Source organism: Prosthecodimorpha hirschii (genome assembly GCF_001305515.1).
Lineage (GTDB): Bacteria > Pseudomonadota > Alphaproteobacteria > Rhizobiales > Ancalomicrobiaceae > Prosthecodimorpha > Prosthecodimorpha hirschii.
Genome location: NZ_LJYW01000001.1, coordinates 3,361,795 through 3,386,671 on the forward strand (window position 1 = coordinate 3,361,795; position 24,877 = coordinate 3,386,671).

At 68.8% G+C, this 24,877-nt stretch carries 21 protein-coding genes; 8 read left to right on the forward strand and 13 right to left on the reverse strand.

What is annotated here, in order from left to right; translation table 11 throughout:
* Positions 1-58: 58 nt before the first annotated feature.
* From ABB55_RS14675 to ABB55_RS14700, 6 genes are all read right to left on the reverse strand, one after another.
* Positions 59-2,017, reverse strand: a complete 1,959-nt coding sequence (locus ABB55_RS14675) for a methyl-accepting chemotaxis protein (RefSeq protein WP_054359467.1) — start codon at positions 2,015-2,017, stop codon at positions 59-61.
* Positions 2,018-2,520: 503 nt separating this feature from the next.
* Positions 2,521-3,234 carry a ribonuclease activity regulator RraA gene (locus tag ABB55_RS14680; RefSeq protein WP_054359468.1) on the reverse strand — a complete coding sequence of 238 codons (714 nt, stop codon included), beginning with the start codon at positions 3,232-3,234 and terminating at the stop codon, positions 2,521-2,523.
* Positions 3,235-3,249: 15 nt separating this feature from the next.
* Positions 3,250-4,980, reverse strand: coding sequence for an L-arabinonate dehydratase (araD, locus tag ABB55_RS14685; protein ID WP_054359469.1), 1,731 nt, complete (start codon positions 4,978-4,980; stop codon positions 3,250-3,252).
* 31 nt (positions 4,981-5,011) lie between these two features.
* On the reverse strand, positions 5,012-5,866 hold the full coding sequence (locus ABB55_RS14690) for an ABC transporter permease (protein WP_054359470.1): 855 nt from the start codon (positions 5,864-5,866) through the stop codon (positions 5,012-5,014).
* A gap of 4 nt (positions 5,867-5,870) precedes the next feature.
* Complete coding sequence (locus ABB55_RS14695; protein WP_054362067.1) at positions 5,871-6,653, reverse strand: ABC transporter ATP-binding protein; 783 nt, start codon at positions 6,651-6,653, stop codon at positions 5,871-5,873.
* A 61-nt stretch (positions 6,654-6,714) separates the two neighbouring features.
* Positions 6,715-7,722 (reverse strand): ABC transporter substrate-binding protein, encoded by a 1,008-nt coding sequence (locus tag ABB55_RS14700; RefSeq protein WP_054359471.1) that lies wholly within the window; start codon positions 7,720-7,722, stop codon positions 6,715-6,717.
* Positions 7,723-7,966: 244 nt separating this feature from the next.
* Between ABB55_RS14700 and ABB55_RS14705 the strand changes: the two genes are divergently transcribed.
* A complete protein-coding gene (locus ABB55_RS14705; protein ID WP_054359472.1) occupies positions 7,967-8,662 on the forward strand; it encodes a GntR family transcriptional regulator in 696 nt (231 codons plus the stop codon).
* A gap of 400 nt (positions 8,663-9,062) precedes the next feature.
* Here the strand turns inward: ABB55_RS14705 and ABB55_RS14710 are convergent, their stop codons facing one another.
* The 6 genes from ABB55_RS14710 to ABB55_RS14735 are packed head-to-tail and all read right to left on the reverse strand — an operon-like array spanning position 9,063 to position 16,108.
* Positions 9,063-10,352 carry an ABC transporter substrate-binding protein gene (locus tag ABB55_RS14710; protein ID WP_054359473.1) on the reverse strand — a complete coding sequence of 430 codons (1,290 nt, stop codon included), beginning with the start codon at positions 10,350-10,352 and terminating at the stop codon, positions 9,063-9,065.
* 19 nt (positions 10,353-10,371) lie between these two features.
* Positions 10,372-11,766 carry an FAD-dependent oxidoreductase gene (locus tag ABB55_RS14715; RefSeq protein WP_054359474.1) on the reverse strand — a complete coding sequence of 465 codons (1,395 nt, stop codon included), beginning with the start codon at positions 11,764-11,766 and terminating at the stop codon, positions 10,372-10,374.
* Entirely contained in the window at positions 11,766-13,169 is a 1,404-nt protein-coding gene (locus ABB55_RS14720; protein WP_054359475.1) for an FAD-dependent oxidoreductase, read from the reverse strand. Before ABB55_RS14720 ends, ABB55_RS14715 begins: the two co-directional genes overlap by 1 nt.
* 3 nt (positions 13,170-13,172) lie before the next feature.
* A complete protein-coding gene (locus ABB55_RS14725; RefSeq protein ID WP_054359476.1) occupies positions 13,173-14,273 on the reverse strand; it encodes an ABC transporter ATP-binding protein in 1,101 nt (366 codons plus the stop codon).
* A 3-nt stretch (positions 14,274-14,276) separates the two neighbouring features.
* The gene (locus ABB55_RS14730; protein WP_054359477.1) at positions 14,277-15,176 is read right to left on the reverse strand and encodes a carbohydrate ABC transporter permease; all 900 of its coding nucleotides are present in this window, start codon (positions 15,174-15,176) and stop codon (positions 14,277-14,279) included.
* Positions 15,173-16,108, reverse strand: a complete 936-nt coding sequence (locus ABB55_RS14735; RefSeq protein ID WP_054359478.1) for a carbohydrate ABC transporter permease — start codon at positions 16,106-16,108, stop codon at positions 15,173-15,175. The genes ABB55_RS14730 and ABB55_RS14735 overlap by 4 nt, the downstream gene beginning before the upstream one ends.
* 179 nt (positions 16,109-16,287) lie before the next feature.
* Here ABB55_RS14735 and ABB55_RS14740 point away from each other — a divergent pair, with 179 nt between their 5' ends.
* Positions 16,288-16,668 (forward strand): transcriptional regulator, encoded by a 381-nt coding sequence (locus tag ABB55_RS14740; RefSeq protein WP_054359479.1) that lies wholly within the window; start codon positions 16,288-16,290, stop codon positions 16,666-16,668.
* Here ABB55_RS14740 and ABB55_RS14745 read toward each other — a convergent pair.
* Positions 16,580-17,014, reverse strand: coding sequence for a helix-turn-helix domain-containing protein (locus tag ABB55_RS14745; RefSeq protein ID WP_054359480.1), 435 nt, complete (start codon positions 17,012-17,014; stop codon positions 16,580-16,582). The two genes, ABB55_RS14740 and ABB55_RS14745, sit on opposite strands and share 89 nt — an antisense overlap.
* Positions 17,015-17,394: 380 nt before the next feature.
* On the opposite strand from ABB55_RS14745, the gene ABB55_RS14750 reads away from it, so the two are divergent.
* From ABB55_RS14750 to ABB55_RS14775, 6 genes are all read left to right on the forward strand, one after another.
* Positions 17,395-18,495 carry a mandelate racemase/muconate lactonizing enzyme family protein gene (locus tag ABB55_RS14750; protein WP_054359481.1) on the forward strand — a complete coding sequence of 367 codons (1,101 nt, stop codon included), beginning with the start codon at positions 17,395-17,397 and terminating at the stop codon, positions 18,493-18,495.
* A 97-nt stretch (positions 18,496-18,592) separates the two neighbouring features.
* A complete protein-coding gene (locus ABB55_RS14755) occupies positions 18,593-19,672 on the forward strand; it encodes an extracellular solute-binding protein (protein WP_054359482.1) in 1,080 nt (359 codons plus the stop codon).
* Between the two features lie 116 nt (positions 19,673-19,788).
* Positions 19,789-20,904, forward strand: a complete 1,116-nt coding sequence (locus tag ABB55_RS14760; RefSeq protein WP_054359483.1) for an ABC transporter ATP-binding protein — start codon at positions 19,789-19,791, stop codon at positions 20,902-20,904.
* Positions 20,901-21,770: an ABC transporter permease gene (locus tag ABB55_RS14765; protein ID WP_054362068.1), complete on the forward strand. Its 870-nt coding sequence runs from the start codon at positions 20,901-20,903 to the stop codon at positions 21,768-21,770. Before ABB55_RS14760 ends, ABB55_RS14765 begins: the two co-directional genes overlap by 4 nt.
* Before the next feature lie 7 nt (positions 21,771-21,777).
* Positions 21,778-22,662, forward strand: coding sequence for an ABC transporter permease (locus ABB55_RS14770; RefSeq protein ID WP_054359484.1), 885 nt, complete (start codon positions 21,778-21,780; stop codon positions 22,660-22,662).
* Between the two features lie 477 nt (positions 22,663-23,139).
* On the forward strand, positions 23,140-24,855 hold the full coding sequence (locus ABB55_RS14775) for an OFA family MFS transporter (RefSeq protein ID WP_054359485.1): 1,716 nt from the start codon (positions 23,140-23,142) through the stop codon (positions 24,853-24,855).
* The last annotated feature ends 22 nt before the right edge of the window (positions 24,856-24,877 follow it).

Sequence of the window (24,877 nt, forward strand, 5' to 3'; positions counted from 1 at the left end):
TCCCCGGTCAGGACCGGCACCGGCGCGTCGCCGACGTCGTCGGCGGGCGCATCGTCGGTCAGGCGGCCGCCTTGTTGGCGATCCGCATCACGACCGGTTCTGCGATCGGGCTTTCGAACCGGATGCCGCATTCCTCGGCCGTCACCCACATGATGCGGGCGGCATAGTCGCCATCGCCATCGATCGTCATCCGCACCATGCTGCCGGCGGCGAAGCGGCCGCGGATGGTCAGCCTCGCGCCCGTGGTGCTGATCTCGGTCAGGTTGGCCCGCTCGCTCCTGCCGTCGACGGCGACGGTGACCTGTCGCTCGGTGATCAGGCGCCGAGCCCCGCGCCGGTCGCGAACCTCGTTGTTGATCGAATTGAGGAAGGCTTCCACGGTCGAGGAGAATTCGCCGGAGAGTTTCGCCAGTTCGTCGGAGACCGTGCGGGCGTTGGTGGCGGCCGCTTCCGTCTGGGTGATGGCGTCCATCACGCCGGTCACGCTGCGCGACACGTCGGCGGAGCCCTGCGAGGCGAGGTTCACATTCTGCGCGATCTCGCCCGTGGCGGCATCCTGCTGGGCCACGGAGGCGGCGATCGAGGCTGTCAGCGTGTTGACCTCCGCCATCTTGGCGGTCATTCCGGAGACCGCCTCTTCGGTTGCCCGTGCCGAGGCCTGGATGGCGGTGATCTGCTGCCCGATGTCGCCCGTCGCCCGGGCGGTCTGTTCGGCCAGGCTCTTGACCTCGGAAGCGACCACCGCGAAGCCGCGGCCAGCGTCGCCGGCCCGCGCCGCCTCGATGGTGGCATTGAGGGCGAGCAGGTTGGTCTGGTCGGCGATGCCGCGGATCAGTTCCACCACCGTGCCGATCTGGCGTGCCGTCTCCGTCAGGGCGGCCATCTGGCGGTTGGTCGTGCTGGCATCGCTGGCCGCGCCGGCCACCATCTCGGAGGCGCGCCCGGCCCGGTGCGCGATCTCCCGGATCGAGGCGCCCATCTCCTCGGTTGCCGACGCGATGGTCTGGATGCTGGCCGAGGATTCCGTCGAGGCCTGCGCGACCGTCGAGGCCTGCGCGGCGGTGGACTGCGCCACCGAGGTCAGCATCGAGGAGGTGCCGCTCATGGTGACCGTCTGGTGGCTGAGCCGGGCGATCATCACCGAAACGTCGTCGCGGAACTTGAGGATGATCCGCTCCATCTCCCGGCGCTCGGCGTCGCGCCGATCCTGCTCCGACTGGGCGGCGGCTTCCAGGCGCTGCCGTTCGACCATCGAGGCGCGGAAGATCTCGACGGCGCGCGACATGTCGCCGACCTCGTCCTGGCGGTCGGTATGGCCGATCACCATGTCCAACTGGCCTTCGGACAGCGCGTGCATGCTGTGCGCCAGGCGGTCGATGGGCGAACTCACGCGGCGGGACGCCACCTGATACAGCACGAGGGCGATCAGAATGGCCGCAAACAGGCCGACATACTTGGCGATCGAGCCATAGACGGACGCGATGCGGGCTTCTTCCCGGAACTCGCCGTTGATCCGCTCGATGGCGCCGCTCAGGGCTGCCATTTCGGTCTCGAGCGTCTTGAAGGTCGCGTTGAAGCGGTCGAGGCTGGCCTCCGCCGTGGAGCCGCCGCCCTTCAGGACCGCGTCCACGATGCTGCGCGCCGCCACGATATACTCGTCGATCCGCGGTGCGATGCGCCGTGTTTCCGGCTCGATCCGAGGGCCGATCGGGCCGCTGCGCAAGGCGCCGGCATTGTCTTCGAGCGTCTTGGTGTAGGTCTTGATCTCCTCCGAGATCTCGGCGAGGACCGCGTCGTCGCGGTGGGACGCCGTATGCAGCGCCCGGTACACGACCCCCCGGATCGCGTCGTGCGCCATGTCCGCATCGGCACTCAGCACCAGCGCTTCGATCCCTTCGTGGGTCAGCGACATCGCCCTGTCGTTCTCGCGGTCGAGAAAGAAGATGGTGCCTGCCAGCGCGGCCGATACGACGAAGGATCCGACACTCAACATCGTGATGATACCGCGGATGCGCATCCGATCTCCCCTCGATGCAAAACGTTTCGATCGACGATTTGCGGGTTTGAGCGATAGAAATATGAATTACAGAATGCGTCCGCAGAATTAATGCTTGGTTGATAGATGCGTCGGGCCGGTCAAAGCCGGTCGATCACGGTCGCAGTGCTATCCGCCGGCCATGACGTCGTTGGCGTCTTCGGCTGGTGCGAGGCGGCAGCGGATGGGTCGGCTGACAGGCTGTCCAGCCCGACGATGTCCGCCAACGCCGCCTGACAGATCCCCGGAAGCTGGAGCGGGTCCGTGGGGCCAGGCAGGCCGGGATTGAGGAACCGACCGCCGCACCGGGCTTTCCATGGGCCGGAAGCCCATGGCCGGGCGGCGCATGCCCGCCGCCGCGTTCGCGCGACAGGTCGTCCCGGCGCATGCGGGCCCGCGCCGTTGGGACCGACCGTCGAGAGAATCCGCCCGATGGTTCTGAGCGTGCGAGCGCCCGGCAGGCCGCGCGTCGTGATCGGTCCGGCTCAGCGGCCGGTGCGCGCCCGCCAGTCGGCGAAATCGATCTTCGACTGCTCGTCGGTCGGCGGATAGAGGCCGAGGATCGAGCGGCCCTCCCGCACCTTTTCGGTGACGAAGTCCTCGAAGGCGGTCATTTCCGTCGCCTCGTCGGCGATCTCGTCGGCGAGATGGGCCGGGATGACGATGACGCCTTCCCCGTCGCCGACGACGATGTCGCCCGGAAACACCGGCGCGTCGCCGCAGCCGATCGGCACGTTGATGTCGATCGCCTGGTGGATGGTCAGGTTGGTCGGTGCCGAGGGGCGGTGATGGTAGGACGGCAGCGCCAGATCGGCGATTTCGGGGCTGTCGCGGAATCCGCCATCCGTGACGATGCCGGCGCAGCCGCGAACCATCAGGCGCGTGACCAGGATCGAGCCGGCCGAGGCCGCGCGCGCGTCGCGGCGGCTGTCGATCACCATCACGGCGCCGGGCGGGCACTCCTCGACCGCCTTCCGCTGCGGGTGCGCGCGGTCCTGAAACACCGAGATGGGGTTCAGGTCCTCGCGCGCCGGCATGTAGCGGAGCGTGTAGGCCGGGCCGACCATGTTGTCGCCCTTGAACCTCAGCGGATGGACATCCTGCAGATACTGTCGGCGCAGGCCGCGCTTGAAGAGGGCGGTGGCAAGCGTGGCGGTGCTGACATGCTTCAGCTTCTCGCGGGTCGCGTCGGTCAACATGGCGGTTCCTCGGGATCAGAAGATGACGGGTTCGGTGACGGGCGCGCCGAAATCGGTGCGCAGGAAATCGAAGTCGCAGCCCGCGTCGGCCTGCCCGATATGGCGGGAGAACATCCAGCCGTAGCCGCGCTCGTAGCGGGGCGGCGGCGGCGGCAGCGCGGCCCGACGGCGCGCGAGTTCGTCCTCCGGCACGTCGAGCGAAATGCTGCGCGCCGGCACGTCGATCGAGATCACGTCCCCGGTCCGCACCAGCGCGAGCGGGCCGCCGATATGGGATTCCGGCGAGACGTGCAGGATGCAGGCGCCGTAGCTGGTGCCCGACATGCGCGCGTCGGAGATGCGCACCATGTCGCGAACACCCTGGCGGACGAGCTTTTTCGGGATCGGCAGCATGCCCCATTCGGGCATGCCCGGGCCGCCGAGCGGGCCGGCATTGCGCAGCACCAGCACCGTGTCGGGCGTGACATCGAGGTCGTCGCGGTCGATATTGGCCTTGAGGGCCGGGTAGTCGTCGAACACCAGGGCCGGCCCCGCATGGCGCAAAAGGCGCGGATCGGCGGCCGAGGGCTTCATCACGCAGCCGTTCGGCGCGAGATTGCCCTTCAGCAGCGCCAGCGCCCCCTCCGCATAGATCGGCCGGTCGAGCGGCCGGATCACGTCGTCGTCGTAGACGGCCGCTCCCTCCAGGCTCTCCGCCCAGGTCTTGCCCGAGGCGTTGATCTGGTCGAGGTCGAGATGCGGCGTCAGCCGGGTCAGGAGCCCGAGCAACCCGCCCGCATAGTAGAAATCCTCCATCAGGTAGCGGTCGCCGCTCGGCCGGATGTTGGCGATGACCGGCACCTTTCGGCTTGCGGCGTCGAAGTCCTCGAGCCCGATCGGATGGCCCGCGCGGCGTGCCATCGCGATGATGTGGATGACCGCATTGGTCGAACAGCCCATCGCCATGGCGACGCTGATCGCGTTGCGGAACGCCGCCTCGGTCTGGATGCGGGCCGGGGTCAGGTCCTCCCAGACCATGTCGACGATCCGGCGCCCGGCGGCGGCACACATGCGGATGTGGTTGGCGTCGGCGGCCGGGATCGACGAGGCCCCCGGCAGCGACATGCCGATCACGTCGGCCAGCGCCGTCATGGTCGACGCGGTGCCCATGGTCATGCAGACGCCGTAGGACCGCGCGATGCCGACCTCCATTTCCGACCAGTCCTTGTCGGAGATGGTGCCCGCCCGGCGTTCGTCCCAGTATTTGAACGCGTCCGAGCCCGAGCCCAGCACCTTGCCGTGCCAGTTTCCGCGCAGCATCGGGCCGGCCGGCACGAAGATCGCGGGCACGCCCGCCGAGGTCGCGCCGAGCAGGAGACCGGGAGTGGTCTTGTCGCAGCCGCCCATCAGGACCGCGCCGTCGACCGGATGCGAGCGGATCAGCTCCTCGGTCTCCATGGCCAGGAAGTTGCGGTAGAGCATCGTGGTCGGCTTGACCTTGCTCTCCGAGAGGGAGATGGCCGGCAGCTCGACCGGGAAGCCGCCGGCCTGCAGGATGCCGCGCTTCACGTCCTCCACGCGCTGCTTGAAGTGGGCGTGGCACTGGTTCAGATCCGACCAGGTATTGACGATCGCGATCACCGGCCTGCCGCGATAGTCCTCCGCCGCATAGCCCATCTGGTTCATGCGCGAGCGGTGGCCGAAGGAGCGGAAGTCGTCCGGCTCGAACCAACGGGCGCTGCGCAGCTGGTCGGGGGTCTTGGTCACGGGGGCGATCCGGTTGGACGGGGCGGCAGGTTCAGTGCTGCAGGCCCCACTTGAGGACGGTGCGGCGTTCGACGGTGCGGAACACGAGGTTCTCGACCACGAGGCCGATGACGATCACGGTCAGGAGACCGGCGAAGACGGCCGGGATCTCCAGGAGGTTGCGGTTCTCGAAGATGAACCAGCCGAGCCCGCCCTGGCCGGACGAGACGCCGAACACGAGCTCGGCGGCGACGAGGGTGCGCCAGGCGAAGGCCCAGCCGATCTTGAGGCCGGTCAGGATGGACGGGAACGCCGCCGGGATCAGGATCTTGCGGATATAGGCGAAGCCCCGCAGCCCGTAGTTCCGGCCGACCATGCGGAGCGTCTGCGAGACCGCCCGGAAGCCCGAATGGGTGTTGAGCGCGACCGGCCAGAGCACCGAGTGGACCAGGATGAAGACCAGGCTGCCGTTGCCGAGGCCGAACCAGATGAGGGCGAGCGGCAGGAGCGCGATGGCCGGCAAGGGGCTCAGCATCGCCGTGACCGTCTCCAGGAAGTCGGAGCCGATCCGGGTGTTGATGGCCAGCACCGTCAGCAGCCCGGCCAGCGTGACGCCGACCCCGTAACCCATCAGCAGGACCTTGATGGACGACCATGCCCGCGCCGGCAGAATGCCGGACCTGACATTCTCGATCAGCGCCTGCACGGTCTCCGACAGGGTCGGAAACAGCAGCGGATTGTCCAGGATGCGGCCATAGGCTTCCCAGGCGAGCGCCAGGACGATCAGGATGGCGGCCTTGCGCACTGCCGGGATGTCCCAGGTGAGTTCCGCAAGGCCGACCTTCCGCTCGACCTCGGTCGAGGCCGGACCTGCGGCGTCGCGCAGGACGATGCGGGCGGTGCTCATCGGGTTACTCCGCGTGGGCCGGTTGGGCGAAGAGAAGGTCGTGGATTTCCCTTTCGAGCCGCCCGGCGCTGCCGTCCGTGGTGCTCGCGGTGTCGACGTCGACCACCTCGGCCTTGACCCTGCCGGGATGCGGCGAGAGCAGAAGAATCCGGTTGCCGATCTTGATCGCCTCGGCGATCGAGTGGGTCACGAACAGGACCGTGAAGCGCGTCTCCTCCCACAATTGCAGGAGTTCGTCCTGGCAGGTGCGCCGGGTCAGCGCGTCGAGTGCGGCGAAAGGCTCGTCCATCAACAGGATGTCGGGCTCCATCGCCATCCCCCGAGCGATCGCGACGCGCTGCTTCATGCCGCCCGAAAGCGTGTGCGGGTAGCTGTCGAGGGCCCGGGTCAGGTTGACCTTCTCGATGTAGTGGCGCGCCTTCTCCTCCGCCTCGCGCCGGCCGAGGCGGCGGGCGTCGATGAGCGGGAAGGTCACGTTCTCGAGCACGGTCTTCCAGGGCAGGAGCTGGTCGAACTCCTGGAACACCATCATGCGGTCGGCGCCGGGCTCGGTCACGGTCCGGCCCTTGATGGTGATCGAGCCCTCGCTCGGCCGGATATAGCCGCCGACCGCCTTGAGCAGGGTCGACTTGCCGCAGCCCGAAGGCCCGAGCAGGACGAAGCGATCGGAGGTGTCGACCTGGAACGAAACCCGCTCGGTCGCGGTGATCACCAATCCGGGCGTCTTGTAGCGCAGCGTGACTCCGGCCACGTCGAGAAGCGGGGTCGCCGGTGCGCGGCGCGCCATGCCCGCCGGCCCGGAGGGAAGGCCGCGCATGGCGGTCGGGGGAGGGGCCGCGCCGTCGCGTTCAATTGCCGGGGAGGTCATGGGCCACCGGAAGATAATAGTCCTTCCAGGATGCGGGCTGGTTCTTGATCGCACCGATCTTGGCGAGGTGGGTGGCGAACTTCATCGTGCCCTGCGGATAGATGTTCCACTCCATCATGCCGGGCTCTTTCAAAACGTCGAGCAGATCGGCCGTCGAGGTCTTGTCGCCGGTCACCTCGCGGTAGATTTCGAGCGCCTCGGCGGTGTTGGTCTCGACGAAGGCCTTGGCCTCCTCGGCGGCGGCGCGCAGCGCCTGCACGATCTTCGGATTGGCCTCGGCGAAGCCGGTCGTGGTCATGAACTGGCCCTGGCTCAAGGGCGACCCGATGATTTCGGCCGAGTTGGCGACCACATGCGCCCCCGGCACCTGCTTCAAGCCATAGGCCTGGAAGGGTGGCGCGGCGAAGTGGCTTTTCACCTCGTGGCTCGGGTTCTTCAGGGCCACGAAAGCGTCCGGGTGGCCGAGCTGGACCGTCATGGCGTCGAAGTGGTTCCACTTGTCCGGCCCGAACATCTGGCTTGCCGCCAGTTGCAGCAGGATCGCCTGGGTGGAGACCCGGACCGTCGGCACCGCGATCTTGTCGCCCTCGCCGAAGTCGGCCAGCGACTTGATGCGCGGGTCGCGGCTGATCAGCAGGAGCGGCTGGGCGGAGCTGGCGCAGATGCCCTTCACGCGGCCCCGGGTCTTGTCCCACAGGACGAGAAGCGGCCCGGTGCCGGTGTTGATGATGTCGACGCTGCCGGACAGCAGCGCGTCCTGCTGGGCGCCGCCGTTGGAGAAGGCGATCCATTTCGTGGTCACGCCCGGCAGGCCGAGCCGCTCGGCATGCTTCTCCAGGAGCTTCTTCTTCTCGATCACATGCGTCGGCAGATAGAGGATGCCGGGCTGGCGACTGATCGCGATATCCGTCTTGGCCTGTGCGAATGCGCCGCCGGGCGCAGCCACCAGGGCGGCGCCGAGCGCAAGGACATTGCGGCGGGTGAACATCAAGCGTCTCCTCCTGCCGATCCGGCGCGCGGCCGCCCGACAATCCCGTTGTTTCGCCGCAGTTCTTCCGCGGTCGCAGCCTCGTCGAAGGGGCCGATCCACGGACACGAGCCGGCTATCGCCCCACCCGCTCCGGTATCGCCCTTCCCGTCGAGCACCTTGGTCCGACTAAAGCACTAATGCATTAGTGCGTCAAGCGCGGCGCCGTGCTATGGAAGGAGCGTGTTCGGAAGGAGTCGGTTGGATGGTCGAATTGGTGGCGGCGCCGAGCCGAGGCCGGGGGCCGCGCAGCGGGGCGGGACAGGTCTTCACCATCCTGCGCGACGAGATCATCACGCTCGCGCTCGCACCGGGGCGCGTGCTCTCCCGGCAGGAGTTGCAAGAGCGGTTCGGCTATTCGTCGACGCCGATCCGGGATGCCCTGATGCGCCTCGAGGAGGAGGGGCTCGTCGAGATCTTCCCGCAGCACGCCACCGTGGTCAGTCCGATCGATCTCGGACGGGCCCGGCAGGGCCAGTTCCTGCGCCGGTCGATCGAACTGGAGATCGTGCGGACGCTCGCCTTCGCGCCCGAGCCGGGGCTGGTGGCGCGTCTGCGCAGCCTCATCCGCCAGCAGAAGGCGCTTGCGGACGTGGGCGAGCACGGCGCCTTCGTGGAGGCCGACCAGGCGTTCCATCGCGCCACCTACGAGGCGGCCGGCGTCCTCGAGCTTTGGCATCTCGTGCGCCGGCAGAGCGGCCACATCGACCGCCTGCGCCGGCTGCATCTGCCGAAAGCCGGCAAGATCACGGAGATCCTGGAAGCCCACACGGCCATCGTGGACGCGATCGAGGCCGGCAGCCCGGACGCGGCCCAGGCCGCCCTGCGCGATCACCTGTCCCGCTCGTTGGACTTCGCCGACTCCCTGAAGGCATCCCACCCCGAATATTTTCGCGGCTGAGGACCCGTTTCGAACGTCACGGATATCCGGTCCGCTCCGGGCCGGCTTCATCCCCCAGAGCCGGTCCCGGTTAGATCGAAACGATCCGGCCGAAAAGGACCGGCCCAAGCCGTTGACTCTGGCAGGTGCTGAAAAATTCGTCGGAACGCGATCAGACGCGGGCCGTTTCAACTCTGTCCTCCCCGGGCTTGTCCCAGGGATACAGACTTTCCAAGGACTTAGCCATCGCGCTGGATCCTCGGGACAAGCCCCGGGGATGACAGAATGGCGGGTTCGGAGTGACCTTCAGCAGCCTGCCGGAGCCTTTCCCGATCGGTCGGAGGCTTCCATCCGATCGGGAAATGCTTTTGGGACGGCGGCGCGCGGCCCGGCGCGCCGACACCCTCTACTGGGCGACCCTCTACTGGGCGGCGGCGAATTTCTGTTCCGCTTCCGCCAGCGCGTCCTTCGGGGCGATCTTGTCCTGGATCACGCGGGCGAGGGCCTCGTTCAGCCCGGCCTGGAGCGTCCGCGTGTTGCACTCGGTCGGCTCCATCCAGCTCGACGCCGTCCAGGCTCCGATCATGGTCTTCACCCAGGCGGCCTCCGGTTTGGCGAAGAAGGCATCCGACATCAGCGACTTGCGGGTCGGGACCTGGCCGCCGACCGTGGCCCACAGCTTGCCGCCCTCCGAACCCACCATGTATTCGGCGAACTTGGCCGCCTCGGCGAGCCGCGGCGACTTCGCCCAGGCGGCGACCCACCAGCCCGAGACCGGCATGGCGCCGGGCTTCTCGCCGCTCCACGACGGCCACGGCAGGATGCCGATCTGGTCGGCGCCGAACTTGGCGTTCTTGGCGATCACGCTGTAGCGGAGGTTGGACGAGATCGCCATGGCGTAGCGGCCGGCGGTGAACTGGTCGGTGACGTCGTCGACATTGGAGACCAGGGCCTCGGTCGGGGTCACCTTGGCGTCGGTGATCATGGCCGCCGTGTAGGCGAGCGCGCGGATCCCGACCTCGTTGGCATAGTTGGCCTTGCAATTCTGGAACACCGGAGCGGCCTGGTCGAGGAGGCCGATCAGCATCGGGGTGCTCTCGGTCTTGATCGGGGCGAGCGGCATACCGAAACCCCAGGTCTCGGTCCGCCCGTCCTTGACGACCGTGGTCTTCTTCGCGGCCTCCATCAGCTTCGACCAGCTCGTCAGCGAGGCCGGGTCGATGCCGGCGGCGGCGAGCAGGTCCTTGCGATAGTAGATCACGCTGGCGCCGTGGAAGAGCGGCAGGGCGACCAGCTTGCCGCCGGCGATGCCGGCATCCCAGCCCGCCTTGACGAAGAAATCGTCCTTGGCGCCGGCCGGCCATTTCGACACCACCGCCGCATCGAGATCGGCGCCGGCGCCCGACTTGGCGAGGCCGCCGAGATTCTTGGCGTCGATCCAGACCAGATCGGGATTGCTGCCGGTGCGGTGGCCGAGGAAGAATTTCGGCGGCATCTGGGCGAAGTCCTGCGGCTCCACCCGGATCTTGATGGTCGGATTCTGCGCCTCGAACGCGGCGATCATCTGCTTCAGCGCCACCTCGCGCGGCGACGCCTTGTTGGGATCCAGAAAGGTCCACATCGTGATGGTGGTCTCGGCCGCGGCCGTGCCGCCGAGCGCGAGCACGAGCGGCAGGCCGATCGCGAGGCGTCTGTTCAGGAATGCTGACATCGCTTCCTCCGTGGTCGCCTCAGTGATCCGTCTCCAGGATGGCACCCTGTTCGCGGAGGCGGTCGCGAAGGGCTTGGACGGAAAGCTGGCGGATCGAGGTGCCGGACCCGGCTGCGAAGGCGGCGGCGGTGCCGGCGGCCTGGCCCATGGCCATGCAGGTGCCCATGACGCGCGCCGAGCCGTGCGCCTCCCGCGTGGCGGACAGGCAGCGTCCGGCGACGAGCAGGTTCAGCACGTCCCGCGGCACCAGGCAGCCGAACGGGATGTCGTAGGAGCCGCCGGCGCGGATCATCTCGCGCCGGTGCTCGCGGCCGCCGCCGTGGACGTCGAGCTCGTGCGCGCCCTTGCCGATGCCGTCGTCGCGCTTGCGGCCGGTCAGCACGTCCGCGCCGGTGAGGACTTCCAGCCCCATGATGCGGCGCGTCTCGCGGATGCCGATGCGCGGGGCGAGGCCGGAGAAGACGGCCTGTTCGAAGCCCGGCACACGGCGCTGCAGGAAGCCGACGCAGGTCCAGACCTGGTCGATCAGCCTCGGCAGCGCCTGGCTGAGCGCGGTGGGATCGGTGGCGTCGAGATCGGCGAGCCGCGTCGTGTTGAGGCTCACTTCCTGGCGCGCCGGCGAGACCGGACAGACCGCCAGGATTCCGCAAGGGTGCAGTTCGCCGCGCGCGATCGCCTCCGACAGGAAGGGCTTGCGGCCGTCGAAGAAGACCGAGGGCACCGCCTGTTCGCGCAGGCGCCGCGCGCAGTCCCGCTTGTCCAGATGCACGAGGTCGGGCCGCTCGCCGAGGCCGACATGTTCGGGATGGTCGACCACGAAGTCGAGCAGCGGTGCGGTCTCCACGCCCTGCATGCGGAACATCATGGTGACCGGCTGGAAGGCGCCGTCGTCGCCGCCCTTCTCGGACGGTGCCCCGGCCCGCACCGCGATGTCGCCGTCGCCCGAGCAGTCGATGAAGACCTCCGCGGTGACGAGGGTCCGGCCGGACTTGTTGGCGATCACCAGCCCGGTGATCCGCCCGTCCTCGACCGCGACGTCTTCGGCGAAGGTATTGAGCAGGAGATCGACGCCGGCTTCCGCGACCATCAGCGTGCAGGCGATCTTCATGATCTCCGGATCGACGCAGACCAGCCACAGCGAGCGCCAGTCGAAATAGGGGGGCACGAGCCCGCCCATGGCCTCGCAGCGGTCGAGCAGGTCGCGCAGGACGCCGCCGACCACCCATTCGCCGCGGGCGCTGAGGCAGGCGTTGAGCGGCAGCCCGCTCAGGAGTTCGCCGCCGACCGAGGGCCCGGCATCGACAAGCAGCGTGCGCGCTCCGTTGCGGGCGGCCGAGACCGAGGCGGCGAGCCCGGCGCTGCCGGAGCCGATCACGACCACGTCGTAGGTGCGGGACTGCAGGCGCTCAGCCATCAGGCGGTTCCCTCCAGGATGGCGCCCTGGGCGGCGAGGCGCGCGCGCAGGCGGTCGACCGGCAGGGCGCGCAGGTCGTTGAGCGGGTCGTTGTCCTCGCGCAGCATGGCGGCCGCGGTGCCCGCCGCCTGGCCCATGGCGAGGCAGGTGCCCATCACGCGCGCCGAGGAATGGGCAATGCGGGTCGCCGACATGCAGCGGCCGACCACCATCAGGTTGGCGATGCCGCGGGCGAGCAGCATGCCGAACGGGATGTCGTAGGACCCGCCCCCCTGGATCGGCCGACGGTGATGGCCGGTGCCGGCGAGATGCACGTCGATCTCGTGGGCCCCCTTGGCGATGCCGTCGGGCCGCTTGCGGGCGAGCGCCACGTCGTCGTCGCCGAGCACCACGTCGCACAGGATGCGTCGCGTCTCGCGGATGCCGATGCGCGGGGCGAGGCCGGAGAAGACGGCCTGCTCGAAGCCCGGCACGCAGGCCTTCAGGAAGCCGGCGCAGTCCCAGACCTGCCGGACCAGGTCGGCGAAGGCGGAACTCAGGCGCGCCGTGTCGGTCGCGTCCAGATGGCCGACGCGGGTGGTGTTGACGCTGACCTCGCGGCGGGCGAGCGAGGTCGGGGTGATGCCCATCATGCTCGACCGGTGCAGCAGCCCGCGCGCGATGGCGTCGCGCATCAGGGGACCGTCGCCGACCAGGAAGACCTTCGGCAGGCCCTGCCGGTAGAGCGCCTCGGCGCATTGGCGGCGGTCGAGGCCGAGGCCCTCGAATTCGCCGAGCCCGGCATTTTCCGGGTGGTCGCGCACGAAGCGCAGGAGCCGTTCGGCATCGACGCCGATCATGCGGAACATCAGGGTGACCGGCTGCAATTCGCCGAGGGCGGCATCGCCGATCTCGTGCGGCACGCCGGCCGCCACCGCGACGTCGCCGTCCCCGGAGGCGTCGATCACGGTCGCCGCCTCCACCAGCACGCGGCGGCCCTTGGTCACCACGATGACGCCGCGCAGCCGGTCGCCGTCCATCACCACGCCGTCGGCATAGCTGTAGAGCCGCAGCGCGACGCCGGCGGCCGAGAGCAGATTGACCACCGCCACCTTCATGATCTCGGGATCGACCGCGACGACATGCAGTGACCGGTAGTCGTTGATCGGGCCGATATAGCCGCCGAGCCGCTCGCATTCGGCGAAGAGATCGCGGCAGACGCCGCCGACCACCCATTCGCCGCGGCTCGACAGGCAGCCGTCGACCGGGATGCCGGAGACCAGTTCGCCGCCGACCATCGGTCCGGCATCGACCAGCAGGACGCGGGCTCCGTTGCGCGCCGCCGCGATCGCGGCGCCGATGCCGGCCGCGCCGGCGCCGACCACCAGGACGTCCCATCGTTCCAGATTGAGTGTCTCGGACATGATCTACTCCCCGGCGCGGAGCGCCGCTCCCGTGGTCGGATCGAACGCGGTCAGGCGCGCGGCGTCGGCGGTGAGGCCGATGCGGTCGCCCTTGGCGAAGCCGTCGGCCGGGTCGGCGCGGGCGACCACCTCGGCACCGCCGTCGAGCCGGCAGTAGAGGATCGCGTCGGGGCCGGAGAGCTCGACCTGCGCGACGACGGCCCCGTCGGCGCCATCGGTCCCCCGCGACGGGCGCAGCGCCTCGGCCCGAATGCAGAGGACGACGGGCCGGCCCGCGAAGGGCGCGAGGTGGCGGGCGGCGGCGGCGTCGAGCGCGAGCCTGCCGTCGGGGGCCACGAAGGCGAGGCCGTCCCCGGTCTCGATCCGCCCGGCCATCAGCACCGGCTCGCGTTCGCCGAGGAACCCGGCGACGAACAGGTTGGCCGGCCGGGCATAGATTTCGGCGGGGCTCGCAAACTGCTGCAGGCGCCCTTCGGCGAAGACCGCGATCCGGGTCGCCAGCGTCATCGCCTCGGCCTGATCGTGGGTGACGTAGACGATGGTCGAACCGATCGCCTCGTGCAGCGCCTTGATGTCCCGGCGCATGCGGATGCGCAGGCGCGCGTCCAGGTTGGACAGGGGTTCGTCGAGCAGAAAGACCTTCGGCTCGCGGATCATCGCGCGGCCGAGCGCGACGCGCTGCTGCTGGCCGCCGGAGAGTTCCTTGGGGTAGCGGTGCAGCAGGTCGCCGAGGCCGAGCGTGCCGGCGACGCGGTCGACCTTCGCCTCCACCACGGTGGCGGCGACCCGGCGGTCGCGCGCCCGGAGCGGGAATTCGAGATTCTCGAAGACGGTGAGGTGCGGGTAGAGGGCGTAGTTCTGGAACACCATGGCGATGTCGCGCCGGTCGGGCGTCACGTCGTTGACCACCCGTCCGCCGATCCGGATCTCGCCGTCGTCGGCGTCGATCAGGCCGGCGAGCAGGTTGAGGGTGGTGGTCTTGCCGGAGCCTGAGGGCCCGAGCAGGGCGACGAACTCGCCCGGTTCGATGGCGAGGTCGAGCCCGGCGAGCGCCACGGCATCGCCGTAGGTCTTGCGCACGCCCGCGAAGGTGACGCTGGTCATGGATCAGCCCTTGATGCTGCCGCCGGTCATGCCGGACAGGAAATAGCGTTGGAACAGGAGGAAGACGGCGATGACGGGCAGGATGGAGAGCATCGCCGAGGCGGTGAGCGGGCCCCAGTCGCGGCCGTAGAAGCCGAGATAGCCGTAGATGGCGACCGGCAGGGTCTTCACGCTCTCCGACGACACCATCACGACCGCGACCACGAAGTCGTTCCACGCGAAGGTGAGGACGAAGAGGCCGGCCGCCACCAGGCCGGGCCCGGAGAGCGGCAGCACGACCTTGCGCAGGGTCTCGATCCGCGAGCAGCCGTCGATGCGGGCGGCCTGCTCCAGTTCGATCGGCAGCGAGCCGAAATATCCGTAGAGCAGCCAAACCACGATCGGCAGCTGATAGGCGGTGTAGAGGAGCGCGAGCCCGGTCAGGCTGTCGGCGAGGCCGACGGAGGTGAGGAGCGTGAAGGTCGGCACCAGGACCGAGGGCAGCGGGATGCTCATCAGCGCCACGATGCCGAAGAGGAGCGCGGTCTTGCCGCGGAAGCGCAGCCGGGCGAGCGCATAGGCGGCGAGGCTGCCGATCCCCAGCGACAGGAGCACCGCGACGACGGAGACGACGGCGCTGTTCAGCACGAAGCGGTGGATGCCGGTGGTGAAGAGGAGCGCGTAATGCTCGAGCGTCGGGCGCGACGGGACCAGTTCGGGCGGATAGGCGAGGATCTCGGAGGCCGGCTTCAGCGAGGTGGAGAAGCCCCACAGGATCGGCCCGAGCGCGACCGCGGCGATCAGGAGGTCGGCGGCGAGACCGCCGAGCCTGCGGCCGGCCCGCCGGCGGCGCCAGGACCGGGTTCGATGGGCGGGCGGGGCCGCGGCGGGGCGGGGCAGGGGGCCGGGATCGGGCTGGGTCATGGCGAGAGGCTCCGGCCGCGGCGGAACAGGGCGAGGTTCGCGCCGATCAGGAGGAGGTTGAAGACGAAGACCAGGAGCGCCAGCGCGTTGGCCTCGCCGATGCGGAAGTCGACGAAGCCGAGCCGGTACATGGCGAGGCCGGTCGTCTGGGTGGCGTTGTTGGGCCCGCCGCCGGTCAGCACCAGCGCGAAGGTCAGCACATTGACGAAGTGGATCAGGAGCCGGACGACGGCGATCAGGATCGGCACGCGCAGAAGCGGCAGCGTGATGCGGGTGAAGCGCATCCACGGCCCGGCGCCGTCGACCCGGGCGGCCGCGTAGAGCTGACCCGGGATCGCCTTCAGGCCGGCGAGTAGCACGATCATCGCGAAGGCGCTGTCGCGCCAGACGGCGTTGGAAACGAGCGCCGCCATGGCGGTCGCCGGGTCGGCGAGGAGCGAGAAGTCGGCCAGCCCGAAGGGGCCGAGCAGCATGCCGGAGAGGCCGGCATCGCGGGAATAGATCCACCGCAGCAGGAGCGAGCCGACCAGCATGCTGATCACATAGGGCACCAGCACGATCGCCCGCATCCAGGTATTGGTCCGGGTGTCCGCCTCCAGGCGCAGCGCCAGCGCCATGCCGAGGCTGACGGTGAACAGGAGCGAGAAGGCGGAGAACAGGAGGGTCGCGACGAGCGACTGCTGCACCATCGTCGAGGTCAGGACGGTCCAGTAGTTGCCGAGGCCGCGAAACTCGGTCAGCTCGAAGTAGTCGACCCGGAACAGGCTGTACCAGGCGCCGAGCGCGAGCGGCGCCGCGACGAAGGCCAATTCGGCGACGACCAGCGGCAGCACGAACCCCCAGGCTGTGGCGGCCTCCGGCGACCGGCGCGCCTTCGGGCGTCGCCGGAGGCCCTCCCGTTCCTTCGTTTCGATCGCACGCTCGCCGGACACAGTGCCCTCCCGCTTTTTCCGGAGTGGACGACGGACGACGCCTCGATTCAATGGCGATTTCCCGCAAAACGTTCGCTTGCGGGCCATAACCCATTGTCGATGCGGATCAATCGGCTATACGTTTCGGCAAAGCTGTCTTGAAGGAGGGTGCCGTGGGGCAACGGTCGGACGGGGACGCCTTGGACGTCTCGCACATCACCACCGCGGAGGTGACCCGGCGGCTTTCGCTCCAGCTGCGCAAGATGATCGGCCCCGGCCGGCGCTGGTCCTATCGCGGCGTGGCCGACCTGACCGGCATCGACGAGCGCTCGCTGAAGGCCTATGCGGCCGGCACGGCCTGTCCCAACCTCGCCAAGTTCAAGCGGCTCCTCCTGGTGCTCGGCCCCGAGCTCGGCCGCGACATCGACCGGATGTACGGCTGGATGCCGCGCAGCGAGAGCAGCCAGCCGGGCGCGATCGATCTCGCCGCCTTCAGGAGCGAACTGGTCGAGCGGCTGCGGCTGCTCGACCGGATGCTGGCCGAGCCGCGTCCGGCGGCGGAGACGGATCGGACAGGCTGACGCCGTGCGAGAGCGCCCGGTCGATGGCGCCGATGGTCTGGGCGGTGACATCGCGGACGGCGCGCAGATCCTCGGTGACCGGCAGGCGGGAATTGGAGGCGCGCGGCTCCCAGCCGATCATCATGGCCAGCTCCATGCCGACCTCCGGACCGAAGACCCTGAGAAGCCGGCCGTAGCGCGCGAGGTTCGGGCAGGCCCGCCCCTCGACATAGGCCTTCAGCGTCGCCTCGGAAATGTCGGTGGCCTTCGCGGCCTCCGCGAGGGTCATGCGCCCGCCCGGCCCGATCATCTTGCGCAGCCGGAACGACAGCCGCTCGCGAACAGCCAGCGGCGTGATCTGATCCATCGGCAGAGCCGCACGGAAATCGACCGTCCCATGACCTCGCCTCGTAGCCCTTGGCTTCACGACCGGGACCCTCTTCTTGGCCAGCACAAAGATTTATCGCCGGAGATCGCACCATCGAGCAACCGGGAACGCATCCGGGACCGCGCCGCCGGCCCAACCCCGAACGCGTTTGCAACCCGATCCCAAGGCCGCCAGAAACAGAACAGAGTCCGGCTATGAGCGATGGCAAATTGGGGGCAAGGTCACCGCCGACCGCGCCGGTGGCGGCCGGCTTCGGCGGAATGGTCTGCCAAAGGGCTTTGGAATGGCCCTCCTCATGAGACCATTGTTGGCCTAGCCCTAGGCACCTGTCCGCATCCTGGTCAGGAAGCCCGGCCGCCATGAAGATCGCCTGCATCGAGACCTTTGCCGACCGTTTCGTCGGCTTCGTCAAGGTCACCGCCGACACCGGCGATGTCGGCTGGGGCCAGGTCTCCACCTACAATGCCGACATCACCTGCCAGATCGTCCACCGGCAGGTGGCGCCTTGGACCCTCGGTCTGGACGCCACCGCCATCGAAGCGATCGTCGACATGATCCCGGAGAAGGAGCACAAGTTCCCGGGCTCCTATCTCTGCCGCGCCACCTGCGGCCTGGAGACCGCACTCTGGGATCTGGCCGGCAAGGTCGCCGGCAGGAGCGTCTGCGAGCTGCTCGGCGGCACGCCCGGCCGGCTCAGGACCTACGCGTCTTCGATGAAGCGCGACATCACGCCCGAGGCCGAGGCCGAGCGCTTCCTCCGCCTGCGCGACGCCCATGGCTTCGACGCCTTCAAGTTCCGCGTCGGCGCCGAATACGGCCACGACCAGGACGAATGGCCCGGCCGCACCGAGGCGATCGTGCCCGCGGTGCGCCGCGCCCTGGGCGACGACGCCACCCTCCTGGTCGATGCCAACAGCTGCTATTCGCCCGGCCGCGCGATCGAAGTCGGGCGCATGCTGGAGGATCACGGCGTCGTCCATTTCGAGGAACCCTGCCCCTACTGGGAGCTCGAGCAGACCAAGGCGGTGCGCGACGCGCTCGATATCGACGTGACCGGCGGCGAGCAGGACTGCTTCATGCCGGTCTGGAAGCAGATGATCGGCATGCGCGCGGTCGACATCGTCCAGCCCGATGTCTGCTACATCGGCGGCATCGTCCGCACCCTGCGGGTCGCCCGCATGGCCGCCGATGCCGGCCTCCCCTGCACGCCGCACAGCGCCAATCTCGGCATGGTGACGCTGTTCACCATGCATCTGCTCGGCGCCCTGGAGAATGCCGGCGCCTATCTCGAGTTCTCCATCGAGGAGGCCGACTACTATCCCTGGCAGTACGGCCTCTACCGCAACGACCCCTACAGGGTCGTCGACGGTCACGTGACCATCCCGGCCGAGCCCGGCTGGGGCGTCGAGATCGCCCCCGAATGGCTCGCCCGCGCCACCCATCAGGTCAGCATGCTCTGAACGAACCCTCGGGCCGCCGCCGCCCCGGCAGGAACCGCCGGGCCGCCGGGTCCCGAATCCCCGGCCCGGAGGCCGCCGACAGACAGGAGACGAAGTCATGAAACGGCATCTCTTCATCCTCGCCGCGACCACCGCCCTCTCGGTCGTCTCGGTCGCCCTGCCGGCCGGCGCCGAGACGCTGCGGCTCCTCACCTGGGGCGGCTACGCCTCCGACGAGGTGATCAAGGCCTTCGAGAAGGAATATTCCGACATCAAGGTCGAGGTGACCCTCTCCAACAATGAGGAGATGATCGCCAAGCTGCGCGCCACCGGCGGCAGCGGCTTCGATCTCGCCCAGCCGGGCTTCAACCGCATCAAGGCGGCTCATGTCGAGTTCGACATCTACAAGCCGCTCGACCTGTCGAAGATCGAAACCGGCCGCTTCGACCCGATCATGTTCAACCGTGTGGTCGCCTCGACCAGCATCGACGGCAAGGTCTACGCGGTGCCGCATCTCTGGGGCACGTCCGGCATCATGGTCGACAAGACCAAGGCCCCGGACCTGAAGGACTGGCTCGACCTGTGCGACCCGAAATACAAGGGCCGCACCTCGATGCGGCTCGCCCGCACCATCCTGGTCGGCAGCGCCTTCGCGATGGGCGAAGATCCCTATGCGGCCTATGGCGACCTGAAGAAGTACCAGGAGATCATGAGCAAGGTCGCCGACCGCCTGATCGCCTGCAAGGACAACGTCAAGGCCTACTGGCGCGGCGGCGACGACCTGTCCGCCATGATGCTCTCCGGCGAGGCGGTCGCCTCCGACACCTGGGACTCCACCGCCTACAAGATCTTCGCCCAGAACAAGAACATCGTCTACGTGCCGCCGAAGAGCGGCGCGGTCGGCTGGATCGACAGCTTCGCCCTGCCCCGGAAGGGCCGCGCCGACGATGCCGCCTACAAGTGGATCAACTTCGTCACCCGCCCCGAGATCGCGGCCCTGATGGGCGCCAAGACGGGCGCCGTCACCGCCGTCAAGGGCGGCATCGACGTCATGCCGGCCGACAAGAAGGAAGCCATCAAGGCGGCCTTCACGGATGCCGACATCGCCAACATCAAGTGGGCGGCGGTGATCCAGCCCGGCGTCGAGGATATCGAGGGCAAGACCCTGGAGCGCATCAAGGCCGCCACCGCGAAGTGATCCGGCCCGTCGGGGCCCCGGCCGACGCCGTCGCGCTCGGCATCGGCCGCGCATCATCATCGACACACCGAGCCAGGGTCGCGGCGCTGCCGCCGCGGCCGAAACCGGGGAGCCCGATGCCTTCAGACCTCGCCTGCCAGGACGTGTCCAAGCGCTTCGGCCGCTTCCTCGCCGTCGACGGGGTGTCCTTCTCGGTGCCGGGCGGATCCTTCTTCTCGATCCTCGGCCCGTCCGGCTGCGGCAAGACCACGCTGATGCGGATGATCGCCGGCTTCGAGGATCCGAGCGGTGGCGACATCCGGATCGACGGCCGCTCGGTGGTCGACACGCCGCCGAACCGCCGCAACGTCAAGATGGTGTTCCAGCACCTCGCCCTGTTCCCGATGATGAATGTGGGCGAGAACATCGCCTACGGCCTGCGCTGCCGCGGCATGGGGCGCGAGGAGATCCGCCGCCGCGTCGCCGCGGTGCTCGACCGCATCGGGCTTCCCGGCGTCGCCGAGAAGCAGGTCCACCAGCTGTCGGGCGGCCAGAAGCAGCGTATCGCCATCGCGCGCTGCATGGTGCTGGAACCGGACGTGCTGCTGCTCGACGAACCGCTCGGCGCCCTGGATCTGAAGCTGCGCGAGCGGATGAAGATCGAACTGAAGCTCCTGCAGCATCAATTCAACACCACCTTCCTCTACATCACCCACGACCAGTCGGAGGCGCTGGTCATGTCCGATCGCGTGGCGGTGATGAATCACGGCCGATTCGAGCAGATCGGCACGCCGCAGGACCTCTATCATGCGCCCGCCACCGCCTTCGTGGCGGGCTTCGTCGGCGATACCAACCGCTGGGACGCCGCCGTGGTGCGGACCGAGGGCGACCGGATCGCCTTCGCGACGACCTCCGGCGACGCCATGCTCGGCCGCTGGGCCGAGCCTTCGCGCCATCCCGCGGTCGGCGACCGCATCGCGGTCTTCGTCCGGCCGGAGGCGATCGAGGTCCGGCGCGGCGCGGCCGGAACGGTCGACGGCGGCGAGGTCAACCGCCTGTCGGGGACCGTGGAGAGCATCCTGTTCAACGGCGCCGCCAGTCGGCTTCTCGTCCGCACCGCGGCCGGCCATATCGTCGAGGCCGATCTGCCGCAATCGGGTGCTGCCGCCGGCATCGCGCAGGGCGAAACCGTCGAGGTCGCCTGGCCGGCCGAACGGGCCCGATGCTTCCTGGCCGGGGCCGCGGCGCCATGAAGACGCGCGACGCCGACCGCCTGGCGCTGATCCTCCTGCTGACGCCCTTCGTGATGTGGATCGGACTCCTGATCGTGCTGCCCCATGCCGGGGTCGTGCTTCTGTCGCTGCGCGAGAAGGTCGCGCCGCGCATGTTCGAATACGGCCTCGGCAACTACATCGCCTTCCTGAAGGAGCCGATCTACCTGAACACGCTGATGCGCACGGCGGTGATGTCGCTTCTGGTCACGGCATTGGCGCTGCTGGTCGCCTTCCCGGTCGCCTTCTACATCGCCAAGGTGGCGCGCGCCCGCTCCCGCGCGGCGCTGCTGCTGCTCTGCCTGGTCCCGCTCTGGGTCAGCGACCTCGTGCGCGCCTTCGGCTGGATCGTTCTCCTGCGCGAGACCGGCATCGTCTCCAGTGCCCTGCAGGCGCTCGGCCTCGCCGCCGGACCGGTCGAACTGCTCTACAACGACGCCACCGTGGTGGTCGGCCTCGTCTACACGGTCGTGCTGTTCATGATCGTGCCGCTGGTCTCCACCCTCGACGGCATGGACGACAGCCTGATCGAGGCCGGCTTCAACCTCGGCGGCTCGCGCCTGACCGTCCTCAGGCGCATCGTCGTGCCCTACGCGATGCCCGGCATCGTGTCCGGCTCGATCATCGTCTTCATGCTGACGGCGGGCAGCTATCTGACCCCCGTCCTGCTCGGCGGCAAGACCAGCATGTGGTTCACCGAACAGATCTACGACCAGTTCATCACCCGGTTCAACTGGGAGTCCGGCGCCGCCTTCGGCGTCTCGCTCCTGGTCTTCACGTCCCTCGTGGTGTGGATCGGCCTGCGCCTGACCGGCCAGCAGCTGGCCACCACCGTGGCCCGGAGGTGATCGCCCCATGAACGCCGCCGAACCCCGCTCCGCTCTGCTCCGGGCCTGCTATGGCGGCTACGTGGTGCTGTTCTTCGTCTATCTGGTCGCACCGCTCGCCGCCGCCTGCGTCTTCGCCTTCCACGATTCCGAATTCGCCGCGCTGCCCTGGCGCGGCTTCACGCTCGACTGGTTCTTCGGCGCCGCCGAACCCAGGCTCGGCATGTTCCACGACCGGCGGCTCCTGGTCGGCCTGGCGAATTCCCTCGTCGTCGGTCTGGTCGTCGCCACCGCCGCGACCGCGATCGGCACCACCAACGCCTTCCTGTTCGAGCGCAAGGACTTTCCCGGCAAGCGCGTCCTCTTCGTCCTGATGGTGATCCCGCTGGTCATCCCCGGCGTCATCCTGGGCATCTCGATCCTGGTTTTCGCCAGCTCGATCGCCAATACGCTGGAAGAGCGGCTCGACCTCGAACTGACCTTCCTCAGGCCCGGCCTCGTCCTGGTGGTGCTCGGCCAGCTCTCCTTCCTGACCACCATCACCACGCTGGTCATCGCCGCCCGCCTGCGCAAGCTCGACGGCGCGCTGGAGGAGGCCGCGCTCAATCTCGGCGCCGGCCGGGCCCGGGTGCTCGCCACGGTGACGCTGCCCTTCCTGCGCCCGGCCCTCGTCGCCGGCTTCCTGGTCGCCTTCCTGGTCTCCTTCGAGAATTTCAACACCACCCTGATGTTGGTCGGCTCCGACGCGCCGCTGACCATCACCATGTACGACCGCATGGTGAAGGGGGGCTCCACCCCGGTCCTGAACGCCGTCTCGCTGTTCCTGATCCTCGGCTCCGGCCTGCTCGCCCTGATCAGCATCCTGATCCAGCGCGAGCCGACCCGCCCCGCCGCCGCGACCCCCGAGGCCTGATCCCCACCCCCTGCCGCCAGACGCGCCGTTGCGGCGTGGTGCGACCGGCGACCGGCGGTCGGCGGCCGAGGCTTCGAGCCGTCGCCGATCGGCATCGCGGACCGTGATGGGGGCTCCCCGCGCGCCTGCGCGACCATCGGACCAGCCGATCCGACACCGGCCGATCGCTCGCCCCGGCGACGGGCCAAAATGTCCCGGCAGGACGGACCGGGCCTCGTCACCTGGACAAAATGTCCGTCCGCCGCCGCGCTCGGCCTGGCGCCCGTCCCGGTCAGAGCGAATCGATCCGACCGGAAAGGACCGGCTCAAGTCCTTGAATCCGAGCCATTTCCTCATCGATTGGACGATCCCGTCCTGTCGGCAAATGCTCCGGGGACATCCTGCCGACGAACCCTGGCCTGCGGCTTGCTCCGTGCGAGCGGGGCCCGGCGTTCGACGATCCGGGCCAACCAAGAAAAAAGCTCGGAGGAAACATCGATGTCCGTCGCTGCGGTCTATTCGCCGTCCTTTCTCAGCCGGGAGCGCACCGTCGCGCGATCCGGCTTTAACCGCTGGCTCGTGCCGCCGGCCGCGCTCGCCATCCATCTGTGCATCGGCATGGCCTACGGCTTTTCCGTGTTCTGGCTGCCGCTGTCGCGCGCGGTCGGGGTGACGGCGCCGGTCGCCTGCCCGGCCGACATGAGCTTCGTGCAGACGATCTTCGCCACCGGCTGCGACTGGCAGATTTCCATGCTGGGGTGGATGTACACCCTGTTCTTCGTCTTTCTCGGGTGCTCGGCAGCCGTGTTCGGCGGATGGCTGGAAACGGCCGGGCCGCGCAAGGCGGGACTGGTCTCCGCGCTGTGCTGGTGCGGCGGACTGGTCATCTCGGCGCTGGGGGTCAAGCTGCACCAGATCTGGATGCTCTGGATCGGCTCGGGCGTGATCGGCGGCATCGGCCTCGGGCTCGGCTACATCTCGCCGGTCTCGACCCTGATCAAATGGTTCCCGGACCGTCGCGGCATGGCCACCGGCATGGCCATCATGGGCTTCGGCGGCGGTGCGATGATCGGCGCCCCGCTCGCCGACATGCTGATGAAGCACTTCGCCACGCCGACCTCGGTCGGCGTCACCGAGACCTTCCTGGCCATGGCGGCGATCTATTTCGTGTTCATGATCGGCGGCGCGCTCGGCTATCGGGTGCCGCGCGAGGGCTGGAAGCCGGCCGGCTGGACCCCACCGGCGGCCAGCACCAACGCGATGGTCACCAGCCGCCACGTGCATCTCGACATCGCCTGGAAGACCCCGCAATTCTGGCTGATCTGGGCGGTGCTGTGCCTCAACGTCTCGGCCGGAATCGGCGTCATCGGCATGGCCTCGCCGATGCTGCAGGAGGTGTTCGGCGGCAAGCTGATCGGCGTCGACGTGAAGTTCGCCGAACTGTCGGCGGTGCAGAAGGGCCAGATCGCCGCCATCGCGGCCGGCTTCACCGGTCTCCTCAGCCTGTGCAACATCGCCGGCCGCTTCCTGTGGGCGTCCTTCTCGGACAAGATCGGCCGCAAGGCGACCTATTCGGTCTTCTTCATCCTGGGCCTGGTGCTCTATGCCTCGGTCCCGACCGTCGCCCACCAGGGCAGCGTGCTGCTGTTCGTGCTGTTCTTCTGCATCATCCTGTCGATGTATGGCGGCGGCTTCGCGACCGTGCCGGCCTATCTGGCCGACATGTTCGGAACCCACATGGTCGGCGCGATTCACGGCCGGCTGCTGACCGCCTGGGCCACCGCCGGCGTGCTGGGCCCGGTGCTGGTCAACTACCTGCGCGAATTCCAGCTTGCGGCCGGCATCCCGCGCGAGGCAGCCTATGACCAGACCATGTACATCATGGCCGGCCTGCTCGTCCTCGGCCTCGTCTGCAACCTTCTGGTCCGGGCCGTCGCCGAGCGGCACTACATGACGGATGCGGATGTGGCGCGGCTGCGCAAGACATCCGCCGCCGCGGTCGCGGCCCGCGAATCCGGCGTCCATGCCGATTTCGAGGACTTCCTGGAGGAGGGCAAGGCCGGCGCCGCCGGCGGCGTCCGCCGCGATCCGTCGGTCGCCGGAATGGGGTCGGCCTCCCTGGTCGTGGTCGGCCTCGCCTGGGCGGCGGTCGGCCTGCCGCTGCTGTGGGGCGTGTGGATCACCTTGCAGAAGGCGGTCGTTCTGTTCCATTGAGGGTTGTCGGTCCGGCGGGGGG